A 16806-nucleotide genomic window follows, 5' to 3' on the forward strand; every position below is an offset into this window, starting at 1 on the left:
TGATGTTGCCGTTGAAGATGTGTAATAAAATTACGGGCTGGATGATGCATGAGTTTCTTGTGGCGGTCAACAGGCCCCAGCCTTCCCTGAAGGCGGTGGGGGCGTCGGCGGCGCTGGCATCATTCTGGTTTTCACGCTGCACCAGGCGCGCCTTTCGCAGCACGACCGTCCACCCCACCCAGGCCTAGCCCATGAACCAACTCGACCAACTCAAGGCTCACACCATCGTTGTGGCCGACACCGGCAACTTCAAGCAGATGGCGCAGTTTGCGCCCCGTGACGCCACCACCAACCCGTCACTGATCCTGAAGGCGGTGCAGCAGCCGGATTACGCGCCCTTGCTGACCGACACCGTGGCGGCCCACCGCGGCGCGGCGCTGGATGAAATCGTCGACCAGGTGTTGGTGCGCTTTGGCCTGGAGATCCTCAAAGTGGTCCCCGGCCGCGTCTCCACCGAAGTCGACGCACGCTTGTCTTTTGACACCGCCGCCACCGTGGCCCGCGCCCGTCGCCTGATGGCGCTCTATGAGGCCGCAGGCATTGGCCGCGACCGCGTGCTGATCAAGATCGCATCCACCTGGGAAGGCATCCAAGCGGCTGCCGAGCTGGAGCGCGAAGGCATCCACTGCAACCTGACCTTGCTGTTCTCGTTTGCCCAGGCTGTGGCCTGTGGTGACGCCAAGGTTCAACTGATCTCGCCCTTCGTGGGCCGCATCTACGACTGGTACAAAAAACAGGCCGGCGCCCAGTGGGACGAAGCGGCCATGGCCGGTGCCAACGACCCTGGCGTGAAGTCCGTGGCCAGCATCTACAACTTCTACAAAAAGCATGGCATCGCCACCGAGGTGATGGGGGCGAGCTTCCGCAATGTCGGGCAGATCGTGGCCCTGGCTGGTTGCGACCTGTTGACCATCAGCCCCGACCTGCTGGCCGCCTTGCAAGCCACAGACGCACCGCTGGCACCCGCCTTGAGCGCCCAAGCCGCGCAGGCCATGAACATTCCCGCCTTGAGCTTGGATGAAAAGGCTTTCCGCTGGGCCATGAACGAAGACGCCATGGCCACCGAAAAGCTGGCTGAAGGCATCCGCTTGTTCGCCGTTGACGCGGGCAAGCTCGACAAACTGATCGCAGAAAGCAAGTGACATGAGCCAAGCAGTGGGGGGAGTGGCCTGGACGGCCCTGGCAGGGCATTACGAGGCCCATGGGCGTGAGCTGAAGCTCCAAGAGCGCTTCGCCAGTGATGCGGCGCGCTTCGAGCGCTTCAGCTTGCAAGCGCCCGAGGTGTTTGCCGACCTGTCCAAAAACCTGTGGGACGAACACACCCGCCGCCTGCTGCTGGAGCTGGCCCAAGAGGCCGACCTGCCCGCCCATCGCGAGGCCCTGTTCACCGGCCAGCCCATCAACAGCACAGAGGGCCGCGCGGTGCTGCACACCGCCTTGCGCGCCCCGCGTGGTGCTGCACCCTTCTGCGACGATGTGCATGCCGTGCTGGACGCCTTGCTGGCCTATGCCGACACCGTGCGCGCCGAGGCCGACGCCGGGCGCATCACCGATGTGGTGAACATCGGCATCGGCGGCTCTGACCTCGGCCCTGCCATGGCCACCATCGCGCTGCAACCTTGGCAGCACCGGGCATTGAGACTGCACTTCGTCAGCAATGTGGACGGGCATGACATCGCCCCACTTCTGGCCCGCTTGGACGCGCGCAAGACCCTGTTCATCATCGCCTCCAAGACCTTCACCACCCAGGAGACCATGGCGAACGCCCAGGCGGCCCGCGCATGGTTCTTGGCCCAAGGCGGTGTGGACACCGCTCGCCACTTTGTCGGCGTGACCACCAACCTCAAGGCCGCTGCCGACTTTGGCATCACGCAGACCTTCGGGTTTTGGGATTGGGTGGGCGGCCGCTACTCGCTGTGGAGCGCCATTGGCCTGCCATTGGCCATCGCCATTGGCCCACAAGCCTTCCGCGAGTTTTTGGCCGGCGCCCACGCCATGGACGAGCACTTCCGCCACGCCCCATTGGCCCAAAACCTGCCGGTGCAATTGGGCCTGCTGGATGTCTGGTACCGCAACTTCCATGGCTTTGCCAGCCGCTCGGTCGCGCCTTACCACCAAGGCCTGCGCCGCTTTGCCGCCTATCTGCAGCAGTTGGAGATGGAATCTAACGGCAAATGTGTGGATCAAGGTGGCGCGCCGCTCACCGTGGCCACCAGCCCGGTGGTTTGGGGCGAGGCCGGCACCAATGGCCAACATGCCTACTTCCAGATGCTGCACCAGGGCACGGACGTGATCCCGGTGGACTTCATCGCCGTCAAAACCCCCACCCACACCCGCTACGAGCTGCCCGAGGCCGTGCGCACCCCACTGGCCGACCAGCACACCAAACTGCTGGCCAACTGCCTGGCCCAAAGCCAGGCCCTGATGCAGGGCAAGACTGCCGCCGAGGCCTTGGGCGAAAAGGCTCCCACCGCGTCGCCCGACCTGGCGCCCGAGGTGCTGGCCCGCCACCGCAGCTTCCCCGGCAACCGGCCCAGCACCACCTTGCTGTTGGAGGCGCTCACCCCACGCGCCCTGGGCGCCTTGATTGCCCTGCACGAGCACCGCGTCTTCACCAGCGGCGTGGTCTGGGGCATCAACAGCTTTGACCAATGGGGCGTGGAGCTGGGCAAGGCCTTGTGCAACCAACTCTTGCCGCGCTTGGCTTCCGGGGATGTGACGGGTTTGGATGCTTCCACCGCCGGCCTGCTGGCCAAGGTGCGCGCATGAGCACGATGAGCGCCGCACAACGCCCCGTGGTGTTCGACTTTGGCGCCGTGGTCTTCCGCTGGCGGCCCATTGATTTGATGATGCGCGTGCTGCCCACACGCGCCACCACGCCAGCGCTGGCCCAACACTGGGCGAAAGAAGTCTTCCAAGACTTCAAGGGCGACTGGGGCTTGTTTGACGCCGGGCAGATCGAAGTGGCACCCCTGTGCCAACGCATCGCGGCCCGTACCGGCCTGAGCCCTGAAGACGTCCATGCCGTGGTGCTGGGTGTGGCGGAGGAACTGCAGCCCATGCCCGAGACCTTGGCCGTCATGCGCGCGCTGCACGCGGCGGGCCACCCCATCTACTTTCTCTCCAATATGCCCAAGCCCCTGGCCGACCATCTGGAGCAACACCACCCCCAGGTGTTTGGGCTGATGAGCGACGGCGTGTTCTCGGGCCGCGTGGGCCTGATCAAACCCGACCCCGCCATCTTTGCACTGACCTTGGCGCAGTTTGGCTGGAGCACCGAGCAGGCCGCCCAAGGCCTGTTCATCGACGACCACCCGGCCAATGTGGCGGCGTCTATGGAGGCCGGCCTGCCGGCGCTGCGCTTCACCACTGCCGAGCAATTGCGCAGCGACCTGCAGGGCTTGGGCTTCGCGGTCTGAGTGCCACTTTGCGCTGCGTCAAAGCTAGACGCAGCACTCTGAAAGTCAGCTCTTGAAGTTTGCGGAGGCGACCTCTATCTGAGTGTCATGCGACCCAGCGTGGTCGTCTTTCTCTCACCGCCAGCTTCAAGGAGTTGCCATGAACGTCATTGCTTCCCGCACCGGTTTGTTGGACGAGTTCCTGCGTGACATCGCAGGCCCTGCTTTCTTTGTGCGCCCTCTGCACGGCGAGGCCCTGCCCGCCACCATCAAGATCGATGTCTCTGAAGACGCCGAGGGCTACACCTTGCACGCCGAGCTGCCGGGTGTGAACAAGCACGACATCCATGTCGACATCGACGGCCCCGTGGTCAACCTCAAGGCTGAAATCAAGCAGCAAGACCGCCAGACCGAAGCAGGGCGCGTGCTGCGGGCCGAGCGCTATTACGGTGCCCTGTCGCGCAGCCTGCAACTGCCGGTGGACATCGACCGCGACGCCGCCCAGGCCCGCTACGACAACGGTGTCCTCACCCTGACGCTGCCCAAGAAGCGCCCGGATACCTCGTCCAAGCGCATCACCATCAACTAAGCAGTGGTGGTGGAGGCGGTAGGCCCTCCCGGGCCTGCCGTCTCAATGCTGCGTGATGTGCTTAGCGCGCCGCCGTCACCGCGGCCAAGCGCTGGCCAAAAGCCTTGGCCGTGGCAATGTCGCCGGCCACCATCTCGTCGGCAGAAGCGTCGGCCGGCGTGCTGGTCATCAGGCCCGCGAACGAGGCCACATAGTTGATGTCGTCGCGCGTTGAAGCCTTGCGATTGCTGGGCATCAGGCCCATGCCCACCCACAGGCCGCCATGCTGCATGGCCAGGGTCATGAGGTAATGCAGGGTGGAATGCTTGTCGCCGTTCATCGAGGCCGAGTTGGTGAAGCCCGCAAACAGCTTGTCCTTCCAAGCCTGGGTAAACCAGGCCTTGGACGAGGCATCTGCAAACTTCTTGAACTGCCAGCTCACGCTGCCCATATAGGTCGGCGAGCCCATCACAATGGTCTTGGCGGCATTCAACTGCTCCCAGCCGCCTTCGGGCACATTGCCCTCAGCATCAATGGCCAGCAGGCTGGCCGCAGCCCCTGCGCCTTCGGCAATGGCTTGAGCAACTTTGGCGGTGTGGCCGTAGCCACTGTGAAACACGATGACGATGGAAGACATGGCAAACCTTTGTGGGTAGAGGAGCGAAGCACAAGTGCTTAAACGAGGGGGTCAACAGCCAAGCTCCGTGAGCCTAGCCTGAGCCTACATTCTTGTTCCTGTGATTGCCCACCGTGTGCAAAGCCGTTTGATGCCATCGTTGCAATGGGTTGAATGCTGACCCCACTGCGCGTTGCCTCCTGGAGTGAATAGGTGCCCTACTCGCGACCGGGCCAACGGCCTTTGCGCCATTCATTGAGATACGCGGTGGCCTGATCCTCACTGATTTCGTCATCTTCTGGGTCGAAGTCGCCCTTCAGCCACAAATTCAACAGTGGCCTTACCTCTGCCTCGGCATCCGACCAGGCCCCCGTTCTTTTGGCTCGCCATAGCCTACTGGTGCTGAAGTACTCCGTCGCAACTGCGTCACTGCGATAGACCTAGCGGGGTATGCCAGTGGCGTAATCGACGACGTAATACTTTTATTCACTCATGAGCTTCGCCTGAGCTGCAAGCATCTCTGTCAAGCAGACGGTCAACTGCTAGAGTTTGCCTCGGCTGTGTTGACCAATCTGGGCATGGACTGTTTCGGCAGCACGCCGCCCAGTGCGTCAACTCCTGTGCAGCATAGTCAAACAAAGAGTCAACCTGCAGAGGGGCTTGGGGGCGTGATGCAGCGAAGTTAAGAAGGAGGCCGGAGGCCGGGTGACATGAGCGGAATCACGCCCCCGAGACCCACTGCACGCACTAACGGTTGCTGGAAGCCCCCCAGCCTCACCCCTTCGCCAAATACTTCTCCACCAACTTCACCCACAGCGACCCGCCCAGCGGGATCAAGTCGTCGTTGAAGTCGTAGTGCGGGTTGTGCAGGTTGCAGGGGCCTAAATGGGCGGCGTCGTGGCCCAGGCTGTAGGCGGCGCGGTGGGCGCCGTCGCCGTTGCCGATCACAAAGTAGGCGCCGGGTTTGGCTTGCAAGAAGTAGCTGAAGTCTTCGGCGCCCATGGTGGGCTCAAACTCGTGGGTGTGGGCGGGGCCTACCAAGTCTTGCATCACGCTGCGCACAAAGTCGGCTTCGGCGTGGTGGTTGATGGTGGGCGGGTAGTTGCGGTGGAACTCAAAGTTCACCGTGGCGCCAAAGGCGGCTCCAGTGTGCTGGGCGATGTCGCGCATGCGCTGCTCGACCATGTCCAACACCTCGACGGTGAAGGTGCGCACCGTGCCCTGGATCTCGCAGGTGTCGGGCACCACATTGGTGGCCTCGCCAGTGTGGATCATGGTCACCGAGATGACGGCCGCATCGGTGGGCTTTTTGTTGCGGGTGACGATGGTCTGAAAGGCCTGCACCATTTGGCAAGCCACGGGCACCGGGTCGATGCCGTTGTGGGGCAGGGCGGCGTGGGAGCCCTTGCCGGTGATGGTGATCTTGAACTCATTGCTGGACGCCATGGCCGGGCCGCGGCAAACGGCAAAGTCGCCAGCGGCCATGCCGGGCCAGTTGTGCATGCCAAAGATCGCATCCATGGGGAAGCGCTCGAAGAGGCCGTCTTTGATCATCTCGCGCGCGCCGCCACCGCCTTCTTCGGCGGGCTGGAAGACGAGGTACACGGTGCCGTCAAAGTCGCGGTGCTGGGCCAGGTGTTTGGCGGCGGCCAGCAGCATGGCGGTGTGGCCGTCGTGGCCGCAGGCGTGCATCTTGCCCGGGTGCTTGCTGGCATGGGCAAAGGTGTTGAACTCGGTCATGGGCAGGGCGTCCATGTCGGCGCGCAAGCCCACCGCGCGGGCGCTGGTGCCGGCCTTGATGATGCCCACCACGCCGGTAGTGCCCAGGCCGCGGTGCACCTCAATGCCCCAGCTTTGCAACTGCTGGGCCACCACATCGGCGGTGCGTACCTCTTGGAAGCACAGCTCAGGGTGCGCATGGATGTCGCGTCGGATGGCGGAGATGTCGGCCGCCGAGGCGACGATGTTGTCAATGAGTTTCATCGGGCTGTCCCAAAGTACATGCGCCGCATCTTAGTGCGGCGCCTGCGGCCCTGCCAGCCGCAGGGATTGGGGTTGCCCCGGGGGCGGGGCTCGCGCTCCGGCCTAACGGCGCACGCCGCCGTCTTCCGTCAGCATGGAGACTTCCACAAAGCGCGAGGCCACATGGTTGGTGCGGCTGAAGTTGACCGCAAAGCCGCCAAAGTTGACGTTGCTCATGGACTCCAAGCCACCAATCAGGCCATCGCGGCTCAGGCTGCGTGAGCGGCGCAGGCCTTCCACAAACACCTTGGCCGCCAAATAACCTTCCATGCTGGAGTAGTTGGGCTTGGCGTCGGCCCCAGCGGCCTTCACGGCGTCCAGGTACTCGCGCGTGATTTGCATACTCTGGGTGTAGGGGTAGGGCATGACCTGGCTGACCAGCACGCCGCGCGCCTCACGGCCCAGTTCATCCGCCAGCGCTTGGGTGCCCACAAACGACACGTTGAAAAAGGTGCCGCCATAGCCGGCTTTGCGGGCCTCCCGAATGAAGGCTGCACAGCTCTTATAGGCCGAGATCTGCACCACAGCATCGGGCCGGGCCGCCACAATGGTTTTGACGGCGGCGGCCACATCAGTGCTGTTGCGCTCCACCGTGCCGATGGCCACAGGCTCCAGCCTTTGGGCCTTCAAGGCTTTGGTGACACCATCCAAGCCCGCTTGGCCGTAGCTGTCGTTCTGCCTAAAGACGGCAATCTTGTTCAGGCCCAAGGCGGTGAGCTGCTTGACGATCAGCCCTGTCTCGTCGTCATAGGACGCCCGCAGATGGAACACATTGCGAGAAAACGGCTCACGCAAGCCCATCGCGCCTGTGAAAGGCCCGAAGAAGGGAATGCGTGCATCGTTGATGAGCGGCAGGGCTGCCAGAGCGGTCGGCGTTCCCACATAGCCGAACAGGGCGAACACGTTGTCGTTGATGAACTTGTCGGTGTTGGCCTTGCAGCGGGCGGGGTCATAGCCGTCGTCCAGCGTGCGCAGCTCAATGGTGGCGCCGTTGACCCCACCACTGGCATTGACTTGGTCAAAGCACAGCCGAGCGCCGCGGTTCATTTGCAAACCCAGTTGCGCAGCAGGGCCGGAAAATGCGGCTGACTGGCCGAGGATGAGGCGCCCGTCGCGTTGCGCAAAACTGGGCAGGGAGGTGGCCGCGGCACCGAGGGCGGCCAAGCGCTGCAAGGCAGCGCGGCGAGGAACGTTACAGCTCATGGTCCTGCTATTTTCTTGTCATGCCAAGCGGAAGCCACAGCGGCTTCAACATCAGAAGGTGAAAGCACGATCTGCGCCTAGACCGCGATTCTTGCAAAAAACCTAAGCTCTGGGAAAGAGTGTTTTCTATAAGGTGATGAGCCACATCAAGCCTATGACATCATGAGCGACATGACATCCAGCCCCACTCAACGGCTTGTACGGGCCGCCTGCCCCCATGATTGCCCGGACACGTGCGCCATGAAGGTCACGGTGGAGGGCGAGCAGATCATCCGCATCCAAGGTGATGCCGACCACCCGACGACGCACGGGGCCTTATGCACCAAAGTTGCGCGTTACGCCGAACGGGTGAATCACCCCGAGCGGGTGTTGACACCCCTGCGCCGCGTCGGCCCCAAAGGCAGCGGCCAGTTTGCGGCCATCAGCTGGGACGAGGCCCTGGACGAGGTCACCAGCCGCCTGGGTGCCATTGCCGAGCGCAACCCTGAGGCCATCCTGCCCTACAGCTATGCCGGCACCATGGGCTTGGTGCAGGGCGAGAGCATGGCGGCGCGCTTTTTCCATAAGCTCGGCGCGTCCTTGCTGAACCGCACCATTTGCGCCTCTGCCGGTGGCGAGGGCTTGCAGCAAACCTATGGCGGCAAAGTGGGCATGCATGTCGAGCACTTCACCGAAAGCCGCCTGATCCTGATCTGGGGCAGCAACTCGATTGCGTCGAATCTGCACTTCTGGACCTTCGCCCAGGCCGCCAAGCGCGCCGGTGCCAAGCTGATCGCCATCGACCCGCGCCACACCGAAACCGCCCAAAAATGCCACCAGCACATTGCCTTGCTGCCGGGCACCGACGGTGCGCTGGCGCTGGGCCTGATGCATGAGCTCATCGTCAACGACTGGCTGGACCACGACTACCTGGCCCAGCATGTCGAGGGCTGGCCAGCTTTGCGTGAGCGCGCCTTGCTGTGGCCGCCTGAGCGGGTGGCCAAGGTCTGCGGCATCACGGCGGATGAAGTCCGTGGCTTGGCCCGCGACTACGGCACCACAGCCCCCGCCGCCATCCGGCTCAACTACGGCATGCAGCGCGTGCGCGGCGGCGGCAATGCCACCCGCCTGATTGCGCTGCTGCCCTGTTTGGTGGGGGCGTGGCGCCACAAGGCGGGGGGCCTGTTGATGAGCGCCTCGGGCTGGTTCAAGCCGGTGCGCAACGATGCCTGGCTGCAGCGGCCGGACTTGCTGGGCCAGCGCCGGCCACGCACGTTGAACATGAGCACCGTGGGCCAAGACCTGCTGCGTGAGTCCTCGCCCGACTTCGGCCCGAAGATTGAGGCCCTGGTGGTCTACAACAGCAACCCGGTGGCAGTGGCGCCGCAGTCCCGCCAAGTGGTGGCGGGCTTTGCGCGCGAAGACCTGTTCACCGTGGTGCTGGAGCACTTTTTGACGGACACCGCCGACCATGCCGACATCGTGCTGCCCGCCACCATGCAACTGGAGCATTGGGACGCGCACACCAGCTACGGCCACACCTATGCCTTGGTGAACGAGCCAGCCGTGCCTCCGCGCGGCGAGGCCCGCTCCAACTGCGAGATCTTCCGCCAACTGGCGGCGCGCCTGGGCTTTGCCGAGCCGTGTTTTACCGACAGCGACGAGGCCTTGGCCGCACAGGCCTTCACCGACGCCGTGCCCTTTGACACCCTGCGTCGCGACGGCTGGGTCAAGCTGCCGCTGCCCGACGCGCCCTTCGCCCAGGGCGGCTTCCCCACGCCCAATGGCAAGGCCTGGGCCATGGGGCCGGGGGTGCCGCTGCCCGACCATGTGCCCAACTACGAAAGCGTGGTGTCGGCGCCTGCCCTGGCGCAGCGCTTTCCGCTGGCCATGATCTCGCCGCCGGCGCGCAACTTTCTCAACTCCACCTTCGTCAACGTCAAGAGCTTGCGCGACATCGAAGCCGAGCCGGTGCTGGAGATGCATGCCGACGACGCTGCCCAGCGCGGCATTGCCGATGGCGACATGGTGCGCGTCTTCAATGACCGCGGTGACTACCACTGCGTGGCTCGCATCAACCAGCGAGCCCGAGCAGGCGTGGTCAACGGCCTGGGCATTTGGTGGCGCAAGCTGGGCGTGAACCGCACCAATGTCAATGAAGTGACGCACCAGCAACTGACCGACCTGGGCCAGGCCCCCAGCTTCTACGACTGCTTGGTCGAGGTGGCACCGCTGGCGGCCGCTCAAGCTCGGGCCTGACGGACATGCGTTTGAGACGATGGCTGCTGGCGCTGCCCCTGGGGGGGGTGGTGTTGGCGCTGTTGGCCGCCACCACGCTGTGCCTGACCAGCGGCTGCAGCAGTGTGGGCTATCTGGCGCAATCAGCCACCGGCCATCTGGCCTTGGTGGGGGCGGCCAAGCCCGTGCCGGAATGGCTGGCCGATGAACAAACCCCCGCTGCACTGAAGCAGCGCTTAGCCCAGAGCCAAGAGATGCGGGCCTTTGCGGTGAGCGAGCTGAAGCTGCCCGACAACGACAGCTACCGCCGCTATGCCGACCTGAAACGCCCCGCAGCCGTCTGGAATGTGGTGGCCGCGCCCGAGCTCTCGCTGACGCTCAAGACTTGGTGCTTCCCGGTGGTGGGCTGTGTGAGCTATCGCGGCTACTTCGACGAGGCGGCAGCCCAAGCCGAGGCGGCGGCTCTTCGCGCGCAGGGCTGGGAGGCCAGCGTCTACCCGGTGCCTGCCTACTCAACGCTGGGAATGAGCGATTGGCTTGGGGGCGACCCCTTGCTCAACACCTTCATTCAGTGGCCTGAGGCTGAGCTCGCTCGGATGATTTTTCATGAACTGTCGCACCAAGTCGTGTTCATCAAAGGCGACACCACCTTTAATGAATCCTATGCGACGGCCGTCGAGCGCTTAGGCGGCGAGCGTTGGCTGCAGCAGCACGGCTCGGCCGACGCTTTAGCGCGGCACCGCGCGCTGGATGAGCGGCGCGCCGACATGCGTGCGCTGACAGCCAAGACACGCGCACGCTTGCAAGCGCTCTACAGCGGGCCAGACAGCGACGCCATCAAGCGCGAGCGCAAGGCCGCTGTGATGACCGAGATGCGAGCCGAGTTTGAACAACTCAAGCGCGAGCGCTGGGGTGGGTTTGCCGGTTACGATGCCTTCTTTGCACGCGCCAACAACGCCACGCTGGGCATGCAAGCCGCCTACCTTCAGTGGGTGCCCGCCTTTGAGGCCTTGTTTGCGAAAGAGGGGCGCGACTTTGCGCGCTTTCACGCGGCGGTGGCGCGTTTGGGGGCACTGACGCCCGCCGAACGCGAAGCGGCTTTGAAAGCCTTGAGCCCTACCGACAATTTTTGAGACAGAAAGAACAAGCTGATGTCAGACATCAACGTCCGTAAAGAACACACGCTGGGCCTGGCCAAAGCCCGCAAGGTGGCCATGAAGTGGGCCGAACATGCCGAGGCCAAGCTTGACCTGGAATGCACCATGCTCGAAGGGGAGACCAGTGACACGCTGGAGTTCAAACGCTCTGGCGTGACGGGCCAGATGATTGTGGCGGGCGACCACTTCGAGATCACCGCCAAGCTGGGCTTCTTGTTCAAGGCCTTTGCCGGCCAGTTTGAGGCCGAGACCCGCAAGCAGTTGGACGAGGCCGTGGCCAAGGCTGAGGCCAAAGCCAAGAAGGCCTGAAGCGCCGCACCCAAGAAAAACCCGGCCGTCTGCAAAGCATCAGGCCGGGTCTTGCGCTGGGAGCTGCGGGCGCAGCGGCAGCCGGGGCTTATTTCAGGGACTCGATCAGGTCGATGTATTCCTGCATCGCCTCGTCGCTGCTCTTGCCCTTGAGGCCGTCCCAAGCGTCATATTTGGCGCGGCCCACCATGTCGGTGAACCCAGGGCGCTTGCCTTCCACATCGCCCGCCGTGGCTTGCTTGTAGAGCGCATAGATCTGCAACAAGGTCATGTTGTCCGGCTTCTCGGGCAACTGCTTGCTTTCAGCAACGGCGGTTTCGAACTGGGCTTTCAAGTCGGCCATGGGTGTCTCCTGATCGAGTGAGATGGGTGAAAGTCTGGCTTGACGCTCGCGATCTTAACCAGCATCGTCCGAGACAGAAGAACTTGCGTTAGAGGAATGACTCCACCATGGCTGGCCCTTTGATTGAACGTATGTCGCGGGTCGATACCGCATGGCTGCGCATGGACACGCCTGCCAACCTCATGATGATTGTGGGGGTATGGCTGATTGAGCCGACCTTGTCGGTGGCCGAGGCGCGTTTGCGCGTGGCCGAGCGCCTGTTGCAGTACGACCGCTTCCGCCAAAAGGTGGTGGAAGACGCGGTGGGCGCGCAGTGGGTGGAAGACACCCACTTTGACATCGACGCTCATGTGGTGCCCGAGACCCTGGAGCCGCAGGCGGGCCAAACGCCCCTTGATGCGCTCAAAGACAGAGTGGCCGACCTCTCAGCCACGCCGCTCGATATGCGCCGGCCACTGTGGCAGATTCACTTGGTCGAAAACTTGGAAGACGGCCGCAGCGCGCTGGTGGTGCGGGTGCACCACTGCATCGCCGATGGCATTGCGCTCATCTCGGTGATGCTCTCCATCACCGATGGCGGCAAAGCGCCGCCCAAACGCAAGCGCCGTCAGGCCGAGGGCGCTGAGCATGATTGGCTGGGCGAAGCCCTGATCAAGCCCATGGCCGACCTGACCATCAAGGCGATTGGCTTGACCGGGGGAGGTATGGCCAAGTCGGTCGAGCTGATGGCCAACCCCGGCCAGCCCATGGTCGAGGGCCTGGAGGCCGCGCGAGTGGGCATGCAGGTCATCAACGACGCTGCCTCACTGGCCTTGATGCCTGACGACTCGCCCACCAGCCTCAAAGGCAAGGCCACGCCGGGCAAGCGCGTGGCCTGGGGCGAGCCGCTGCCGCTGGACGAGGTCAAGGCGGTAGGCCAGGCCCTGGGCGCGTCCATCAATGATGTGCTGCTGACCTGTGTGGCGGGGGCCATTGGTGAGTACCTGCGCGCCCGCGGCGAAGACCCGTCGGGCAAAGAGATCCGCGCCATGGTGCCCGTCAACCTGCGCCCGCTAGAGCAGGCCTGGAAGCTGGGCAACCGCTTTGGCTTGGTGCCCTTGGTGCTGCCTGTGGGCATCGCCAACCCGGTCGCGCGCCTGGAAGCCGTGCGTGCCCGCATGAACGAGCTGAAGGGCGGCTACCAGCCCGTGCTGGCCTTTGCGCTGCTGGCCGTGGCCGGCTTGCTGATCAAGCCGGTGCAGGCCTCGCTGCTCAACATGTTTGCCAAGAAGGCGACAGCGGTGATGACCAATGTGCCGGGGCCCAAAGACCCGCTGCAGTTCTGCGGCCGCACCGTCAAACAAGTGATGTTTTGGGTGCCGCAAAGCGGCGACATCGGCATGGGCGTGAGCATCCTCAGCTATGCCGGTGGCGTGCAGTTCGGCCTGATCACCGACGATGTGCTGTGCCCCGAGCCCGATGCCATCATCGCGGGCTTCAGGCCCGAGTTTGAGAAGCTGCTGACGCTGGCGCTGATGCTGCCCTGGGGCCGTTCAGAGTAACTCAACCTTGAGGTAGTGCGCGCCCGGAATCGGGTTGAAGTAATAGGGCGCCACTTCCTCAAAACCCAGCGAGGTATAGAGCTCGCGCGCGGCTTCCATGTCGTCGAGGGTGTCGAGCAGCATGCACGAGTAGCCCTCTTGGCTGGCCCGGTCGATCAGGGCTTGCGCCAAGGCGCGCCCCAAGCCAAAACGCCTGAAGGCTCGGCGCACAAACAAGCGCTTCATCTCGCAGGCATTGGCGTAGTCGGCATCCGGCAGCGGCCTGAAGGCACCGCAGCCGGCCAGCGCGCCATCTACCCAGGCCAAGAGCAAGCAGCCACCGGGCGCGGCATAGTCACCGGGCAGTGCGGCCAGCTCTTGCTCGAAGTTCTGGAAGCACAGGTCCACCGCCAAGCTGCTGGCGTACTCGCGAAAAATCTCTCGAACCGCCTCTATCGCCTCGGGCGACTCAGCGGGCAGCAGTTCTATCTGGGGGGCGGGCATGGCGAGGGTCGTGGGCGCAATGCGGGCAAGTCTACTTCAGCCGCCTTGCGCCAACACCCAAGCGCCCCCTGCCGCACAGGCCAAGAACAAGGCCAGGGCCAAGCCACGTTGGGCCAGGCCATCGGCGCTGGCCGGGGTGTCTGCTGGGTGCGTTGCATCGCCGGTGATCATGGGGGTGACCAGGTTTTGGCCTTTGCGCTTGTACCAAGCAATGGCAGCCACGTGCAGGACCACCAGCCCGATCAAGATCAGCTTGCCCCAGCCTTTGTGCCAACTGGTGGCCAGGCTGCTGGTGGCACCACTGACGAAAGCGACCAGGGGGCCGGTGAAGGCAATCTCATCATCCGACACCAAGCCAGTGGCCACCTGCACCAGCAGCACCGTCAACAGGGCCAGCACCGACAGCGCGCCCAGCGGGTTGTGGCCCACATGCACATGCTCATCCGGTGTACTGGCGCCGCGCAAGTAACGCAGCAGCGCAGCGGGGCTGCGCACAAAGCTGGCAAAACGGGACCAGCGCCCGCCCACCACGCCCCACAGCAAGCGAAACACCAGCAAACAACCCACGCCCACACCCAAGCGGGCATGCCAGACCATGGCGTTGCCCCCCACATTGCCGGTGATGACCAGGCCCACCACGCCCACCACCAACAGCCAGTGGAAGAGGCGCGTGGGCAAGTCCCAAACGCGGGTGGGGACGAGAGGGGTGGGTGGCGTTGACATGGGGCGACTCAAAAAAATGGTGATGTCTTGCAACGATAACGCAGGCCGCCGGAACACACCGAGGATCTCTCATGAAGTTCTTGAGCGACGCCCTGCGACTTTTCAAATGCGTACACTCGGACGCGCGCAGGTGCTCTTTCGGGCATGCAGCGTGCACGGATGGACCCGAGGCCCCTGGCCCTCATTTTTCGGAGGATGTTTATGAAGCGTTTTACTTTGGCCGCCACCGCGGTGCTGACACTGGCCGCCGCCTTTCCCGCAGCAGCTCAGTTCCAAAAGCCTGAAGATGCCATCAAGTACCGCAAGGCCGCCTTCACGGTGATGGCCAACCACTTTGCGCGCATTGGCGCTATGGCCAACGGCAAGGCGGCCTTTGACGCCCGCGCCGCTCAGATCAATGCGGAGATCGTCAACAACATGGCCGCCCTGCCTTGGGCCGGCTTCATTGACGGCACCGCCAGCGGCGACACCCGTGCCAAGCCCGAGGTCTGGAGCAAGGCCGATGAGTACAAGGCCAGTGCTTTGAAGATGCAAGAAGAAGTCGCCAAGCTCAACGCAGCGGCCAAGACGGGCAATCTGGATCAGATCAAGGCAGCCTTCGGTGGCGCCGCCAAGACCTGCAAGGCTTGCCACGACGACTTCCGCAAGGAATAAGCCAAGCCGTAGGCTGGCGTGCGGGGGCAAGCCCTCGCAGCCGGTAAGGCCAAGCCCACTGTTCAGCGCATGCTGCAGTGGGCTTTTTCGTGGGCGCTGATCAGCGCTTGAGTTGACGCTTCAGATCCAAGGCCCCGGCCTTGGCGGCGGCCAACTCCGCCTTTTTGTACACCCGCTCTGCTTTCTCACGCAGGGCCACCGCTTTGTCCAGGGCTTGCTGGAACTTCTCCACGGTATAGGTGTTCTCGGTGGCGATGTAGACGCTCTTGCGCTGTGAGGCTTGGCCAAAGCGCGGCAAGAGCACCGACAAGCTGCAATCCCGCACCGTGCCGCCCTTGCGCAAGCGCACCACCGGACCGGAGATCCCTACGGGCAGGTCATTGCGTTTGTGTTTGCTGGGCGCACGCTGCAAGCGCGACGCGGGAGGGGTGTTGCGGATGCGCTTTTGAAGCTCATCCATGGCCAAGTTCAAAGCCTTTTCTGCACCACTGCCATCGGCGGTATGGTCTGAAAAGAGCTTGGTCCCTGCATAGCGCAACTGCCATCCATGGGTACTGCGGTGGTCAATGCGTTGAATGCCTTGCGGCACTTGAAAACGCTGGCCGCTGAAAATCACGACCTCTCTGAATCTCATGAGACTCCTCGATACTGCTTGATGAATCTCCCCGGGGCGGAAGTGTAGGGCAGCTTGAGACTCTCGTGAGCGAGACGTTGCAAAGATGCGCTAGTGGTTTCCCAGAATGACGGTGCCGCTGATGCAGGCTGCAATGTGCCCGCCGATCCAAATGTCTTGCACGTCAGCTTGCACATAGACCCGGCCCTGTCGCCCCATGCATGTGCCTTGCGATACCCGGTATTGCGCCGGCGCTTGGCCGCTGCCGATCAGCCATTGCGCCAAGCTCGCATTCAGGCTGCCTGTCACCGGGTCTTCGGGCACGCCCAATTCCGGCACAAAGGCCCGAACCTCAAACTGGCAGTCAGACCCCTCTGGGTAAGCGCCGACAACGCCCAAGTTGAGCCCCTGCAGTGCTGCGAAATTGGGTTTGAGTGCCAACACCGCCTGGGCCGAGGCCAGCTTGGCCGCCAGCCAGCCCGGGCCGTTGTCCACCCATTCCAGGGCCAGCAGATCGGCATCTGCCACACCCAGCACGGTACACACTTGCGGGCGCAGGCTCGCGTCTGCCGGGCCGCTGCGCCGCAGGGGCGGGGCCGCAAAGGCCAGGCGCGTGCCATCGCGCTTGACGCGCACCAAGCCCACCCCGCACTGCTGCACCACTTGGCCCGGCTTCTTGGCCAAGCCGCCGGCCGCCAACCAGGCATAGCAACTGCCCAGGGTGGGGTGGCCGGCAAAAGGCAGCTCGCCGCCGGGGGTAAAGATGCGCACCCGGTAGTCCGCTTGCTCGTCGGTGGGCTGCAGCAAGAAGGTGGTTTCGCTGAGGTTGGTCCAGCGCGCAAAGGCGGCCATCTCGGCCTCGCTCAGGCCGTCGGCGTCATGCACAACCGCCAAGGCATTGCCCAGGGTCGGGGTGGAGGTGAAGACATCCAACTGGCTGAAGCGGCGCAACATCTGGG

At 63.8% G+C, this 16806-nt stretch carries 17 protein-coding genes; 9 read left to right on the forward strand and 8 right to left on the reverse strand.

Annotation, left to right across the window (positions count from 1 at the left end; translation table 11 throughout):
- Positions 1-191: 191 nt before the first annotated feature.
- The 4 genes from tal to KAK11_RS19195 all read left to right on the forward strand — a co-directional run bounded on the left by tal (position 192) and on the right by KAK11_RS19195 (position 3987).
- Positions 192-1142: a transaldolase gene (gene tal / locus KAK11_RS19180; protein WP_210811012.1), complete on the forward strand. Its 951-nt coding sequence runs from the start codon at positions 192-194 to the stop codon at positions 1140-1142.
- 1 nt (position 1143) lies between these two features.
- A complete protein-coding gene (gene pgi / locus KAK11_RS19185) occupies positions 1144-2769 on the forward strand; it encodes a glucose-6-phosphate isomerase (protein ID WP_210811013.1) in 1626 nt (541 codons plus the stop codon).
- Positions 2766-3419, forward strand: coding sequence for an HAD family hydrolase (locus tag KAK11_RS19190; protein ID WP_210811014.1), 654 nt, complete (start codon positions 2766-2768; stop codon positions 3417-3419). The genes pgi and KAK11_RS19190 overlap by 4 nt, the downstream gene beginning before the upstream one ends.
- A gap of 139 nt (positions 3420-3558) precedes the next feature.
- Entirely contained in the window at positions 3559-3987 is a 429-nt protein-coding gene (locus KAK11_RS19195) for an Hsp20/alpha crystallin family protein (protein ID WP_210811015.1), read from the forward strand.
- A 61-nt stretch (positions 3988-4048) separates the two neighbouring features.
- Here KAK11_RS19195 and KAK11_RS19200 read toward each other — a convergent pair whose 3' ends face one another.
- The 3 genes from KAK11_RS19200 to KAK11_RS19210 form a co-directional block, all read right to left on the reverse strand.
- Positions 4049-4603, reverse strand: a complete 555-nt coding sequence (locus KAK11_RS19200) for a flavodoxin family protein (RefSeq protein ID WP_210811016.1) — start codon at positions 4601-4603, stop codon at positions 4049-4051.
- Positions 4604-5356: 753 nt separating this feature from the next.
- Positions 5357-6565, reverse strand: coding sequence for a M20 aminoacylase family protein (locus KAK11_RS19205; protein WP_210811017.1), 1209 nt, complete (start codon positions 6563-6565; stop codon positions 5357-5359).
- Positions 6566-6667: 102 nt separating this feature from the next.
- A complete protein-coding gene (locus tag KAK11_RS19210; protein WP_210811018.1) occupies positions 6668-7807 on the reverse strand; it encodes an ABC transporter substrate-binding protein in 1140 nt (379 codons plus the stop codon).
- Positions 7808-7978: 171 nt separating this feature from the next.
- Between KAK11_RS19210 and KAK11_RS19215 the strand changes: the two genes are divergently transcribed.
- From KAK11_RS19215 to KAK11_RS19225, 3 genes are read left to right on the forward strand one after another with little or no spacing between them, the layout of a single operon-like run.
- Entirely contained in the window at positions 7979-10045 is a 2067-nt protein-coding gene (locus tag KAK11_RS19215) for a molybdopterin-containing oxidoreductase family protein (RefSeq protein ID WP_210811171.1), read from the forward strand.
- Between the two features lie 5 nt (positions 10046-10050).
- Positions 10051-11157 (forward strand): aminopeptidase, encoded by a 1107-nt coding sequence (locus tag KAK11_RS19220; RefSeq protein ID WP_210811019.1) that lies wholly within the window; start codon positions 10051-10053, stop codon positions 11155-11157.
- 18 nt (positions 11158-11175) lie between these two features.
- The gene (locus KAK11_RS19225) at positions 11176-11490 is read left to right on the forward strand and encodes a polyhydroxyalkanoic acid system family protein (protein WP_210811020.1); all 315 of its coding nucleotides are present in this window, start codon (positions 11176-11178) and stop codon (positions 11488-11490) included.
- An 88-nt stretch (positions 11491-11578) separates the two neighbouring features.
- On the opposite strand, the gene KAK11_RS19230 is transcribed toward KAK11_RS19225, so the two are convergent.
- Complete coding sequence (locus tag KAK11_RS19230; protein WP_210811021.1) at positions 11579-11833, reverse strand: acyl-CoA-binding protein; 255 nt, start codon at positions 11831-11833, stop codon at positions 11579-11581.
- Positions 11834-11940: 107 nt separating this feature from the next.
- On the opposite strand from KAK11_RS19230, the gene KAK11_RS19235 reads away from it, so the two are divergent.
- Positions 11941-13374, forward strand: coding sequence for a WS/DGAT/MGAT family O-acyltransferase (locus KAK11_RS19235; protein WP_246499160.1), 1434 nt, complete (start codon positions 11941-11943; stop codon positions 13372-13374).
- Here KAK11_RS19235 and KAK11_RS19240 read toward each other — a convergent pair.
- Both KAK11_RS19240 and KAK11_RS19245 read right to left on the reverse strand, forming a co-directional pair.
- A complete protein-coding gene (locus tag KAK11_RS19240; protein ID WP_210811022.1) occupies positions 13366-13857 on the reverse strand; it encodes a GNAT family N-acetyltransferase in 492 nt (163 codons plus the stop codon). The genes KAK11_RS19235 and KAK11_RS19240 overlap by 9 nt on opposite strands.
- A gap of 36 nt (positions 13858-13893) precedes the next feature.
- The gene (locus KAK11_RS19245) at positions 13894-14580 is read right to left on the reverse strand and encodes a cytochrome b/b6 domain-containing protein (protein WP_210811023.1); all 687 of its coding nucleotides are present in this window, start codon (positions 14578-14580) and stop codon (positions 13894-13896) included.
- A gap of 201 nt (positions 14581-14781) precedes the next feature.
- Here KAK11_RS19245 and KAK11_RS19250 point away from each other — a divergent pair, with 201 nt between their 5' ends.
- On the forward strand, positions 14782-15234 hold the full coding sequence (locus KAK11_RS19250; RefSeq protein ID WP_210811024.1) for a c-type cytochrome: 453 nt from the start codon (positions 14782-14784) through the stop codon (positions 15232-15234).
- Positions 15235-15334: 100 nt separating this feature from the next.
- Here the strand turns inward: KAK11_RS19250 and KAK11_RS19255 are convergent, their stop codons facing one another.
- Together KAK11_RS19255 and KAK11_RS19260 are read right to left on the reverse strand one after the other, a co-directional pair.
- Positions 15335-15868: a hypothetical protein gene (locus KAK11_RS19255; protein ID WP_210811025.1), complete on the reverse strand. Its 534-nt coding sequence runs from the start codon at positions 15866-15868 to the stop codon at positions 15335-15337.
- Positions 15869-15958: 90 nt separating this feature from the next.
- The gene (locus KAK11_RS19260; RefSeq protein WP_210811026.1) at positions 15959-16801 is read right to left on the reverse strand and encodes a PhzF family protein; all 843 of its coding nucleotides are present in this window, start codon (positions 16799-16801) and stop codon (positions 15959-15961) included.
- Between the last annotated feature and the right edge of the window lie 5 nt (positions 16802-16806).

It is taken from the genome of Ideonella paludis, from assembly GCF_018069865.1.
GTDB classification, from domain to species: Bacteria; Pseudomonadota; Gammaproteobacteria; order Burkholderiales; family Burkholderiaceae_C; genus Ideonella; species Ideonella paludis.

Excerpts from the sequence above, each read along its gene's own strand:
- KAK11_RS19190 (WP_210811014.1), top strand. The coding sequence starts at position 2,766 with ATGAGCACGATGAGCGCCGCACAACGCCCCGTGGTGTTCGACTTTGGC.
- KAK11_RS19215 (WP_210811171.1), top strand. The coding sequence starts at position 7,979 with ATGACATCCAGCCCCACTCAACGGCTTGTACGGGCCGCCTGCCCCCAT.
- KAK11_RS19220 (WP_210811019.1), top strand. The coding sequence starts at position 10,051 with ATGCGTTTGAGACGATGGCTGCTGGCGCTGCCCCTGGGGGGGGTGGTG.
- KAK11_RS19235 (WP_246499160.1), top strand. The coding sequence starts at position 11,941 with ATGGCTGGCCCTTTGATTGAACGTATGTCGCGGGTCGATACCGCATGG.
- KAK11_RS19210 (WP_210811018.1), bottom strand. The coding sequence starts at position 7,807 with ATGAGCTGTAACGTTCCTCGCCGCGCTGCCTTGCAGCGCTTGGCCGCC.
- KAK11_RS19225 (WP_210811020.1), top strand. The coding sequence starts at position 11,176 with ATGTCAGACATCAACGTCCGTAAAGAACACACGCTGGGCCTGGCCAAA.
- KAK11_RS19200 (WP_210811016.1), bottom strand. The coding sequence starts at position 4,603 with ATGTCTTCCATCGTCATCGTGTTTCACAGTGGCTACGGCCACACCGCC.
- pgi (WP_210811013.1), top strand. The coding sequence starts at position 1,144 with ATGAGCCAAGCAGTGGGGGGAGTGGCCTGGACGGCCCTGGCAGGGCAT.
- KAK11_RS19230 (WP_210811021.1), bottom strand. The coding sequence starts at position 11,833 with ATGGCCGACTTGAAAGCCCAGTTCGAAACCGCCGTTGCTGAAAGCAAG.
- KAK11_RS19205 (WP_210811017.1), bottom strand. The coding sequence starts at position 6,565 with ATGAAACTCATTGACAACATCGTCGCCTCGGCGGCCGACATCTCCGCC.
- KAK11_RS19255 (WP_210811025.1), bottom strand. The coding sequence starts at position 15,868 with ATGAGATTCAGAGAGGTCGTGATTTTCAGCGGCCAGCGTTTTCAAGTG.
- KAK11_RS19240 (WP_210811022.1), bottom strand. The coding sequence starts at position 13,857 with ATGCCCGCCCCCCAGATAGAACTGCTGCCCGCTGAGTCGCCCGAGGCG.
- KAK11_RS19245 (WP_210811023.1), bottom strand. The coding sequence starts at position 14,580 with ATGTCAACGCCACCCACCCCTCTCGTCCCCACCCGCGTTTGGGACTTG.
- tal (WP_210811012.1), top strand. The coding sequence starts at position 192 with ATGAACCAACTCGACCAACTCAAGGCTCACACCATCGTTGTGGCCGAC.
- KAK11_RS19195 (WP_210811015.1), top strand. The coding sequence starts at position 3,559 with ATGAACGTCATTGCTTCCCGCACCGGTTTGTTGGACGAGTTCCTGCGT.
- KAK11_RS19260 (WP_210811026.1), bottom strand. The coding sequence starts at position 16,801 with ATGTTGCGCCGCTTCAGCCAGTTGGATGTCTTCACCTCCACCCCGACC.
- KAK11_RS19250 (WP_210811024.1), top strand. The coding sequence starts at position 14,782 with ATGAAGCGTTTTACTTTGGCCGCCACCGCGGTGCTGACACTGGCCGCC.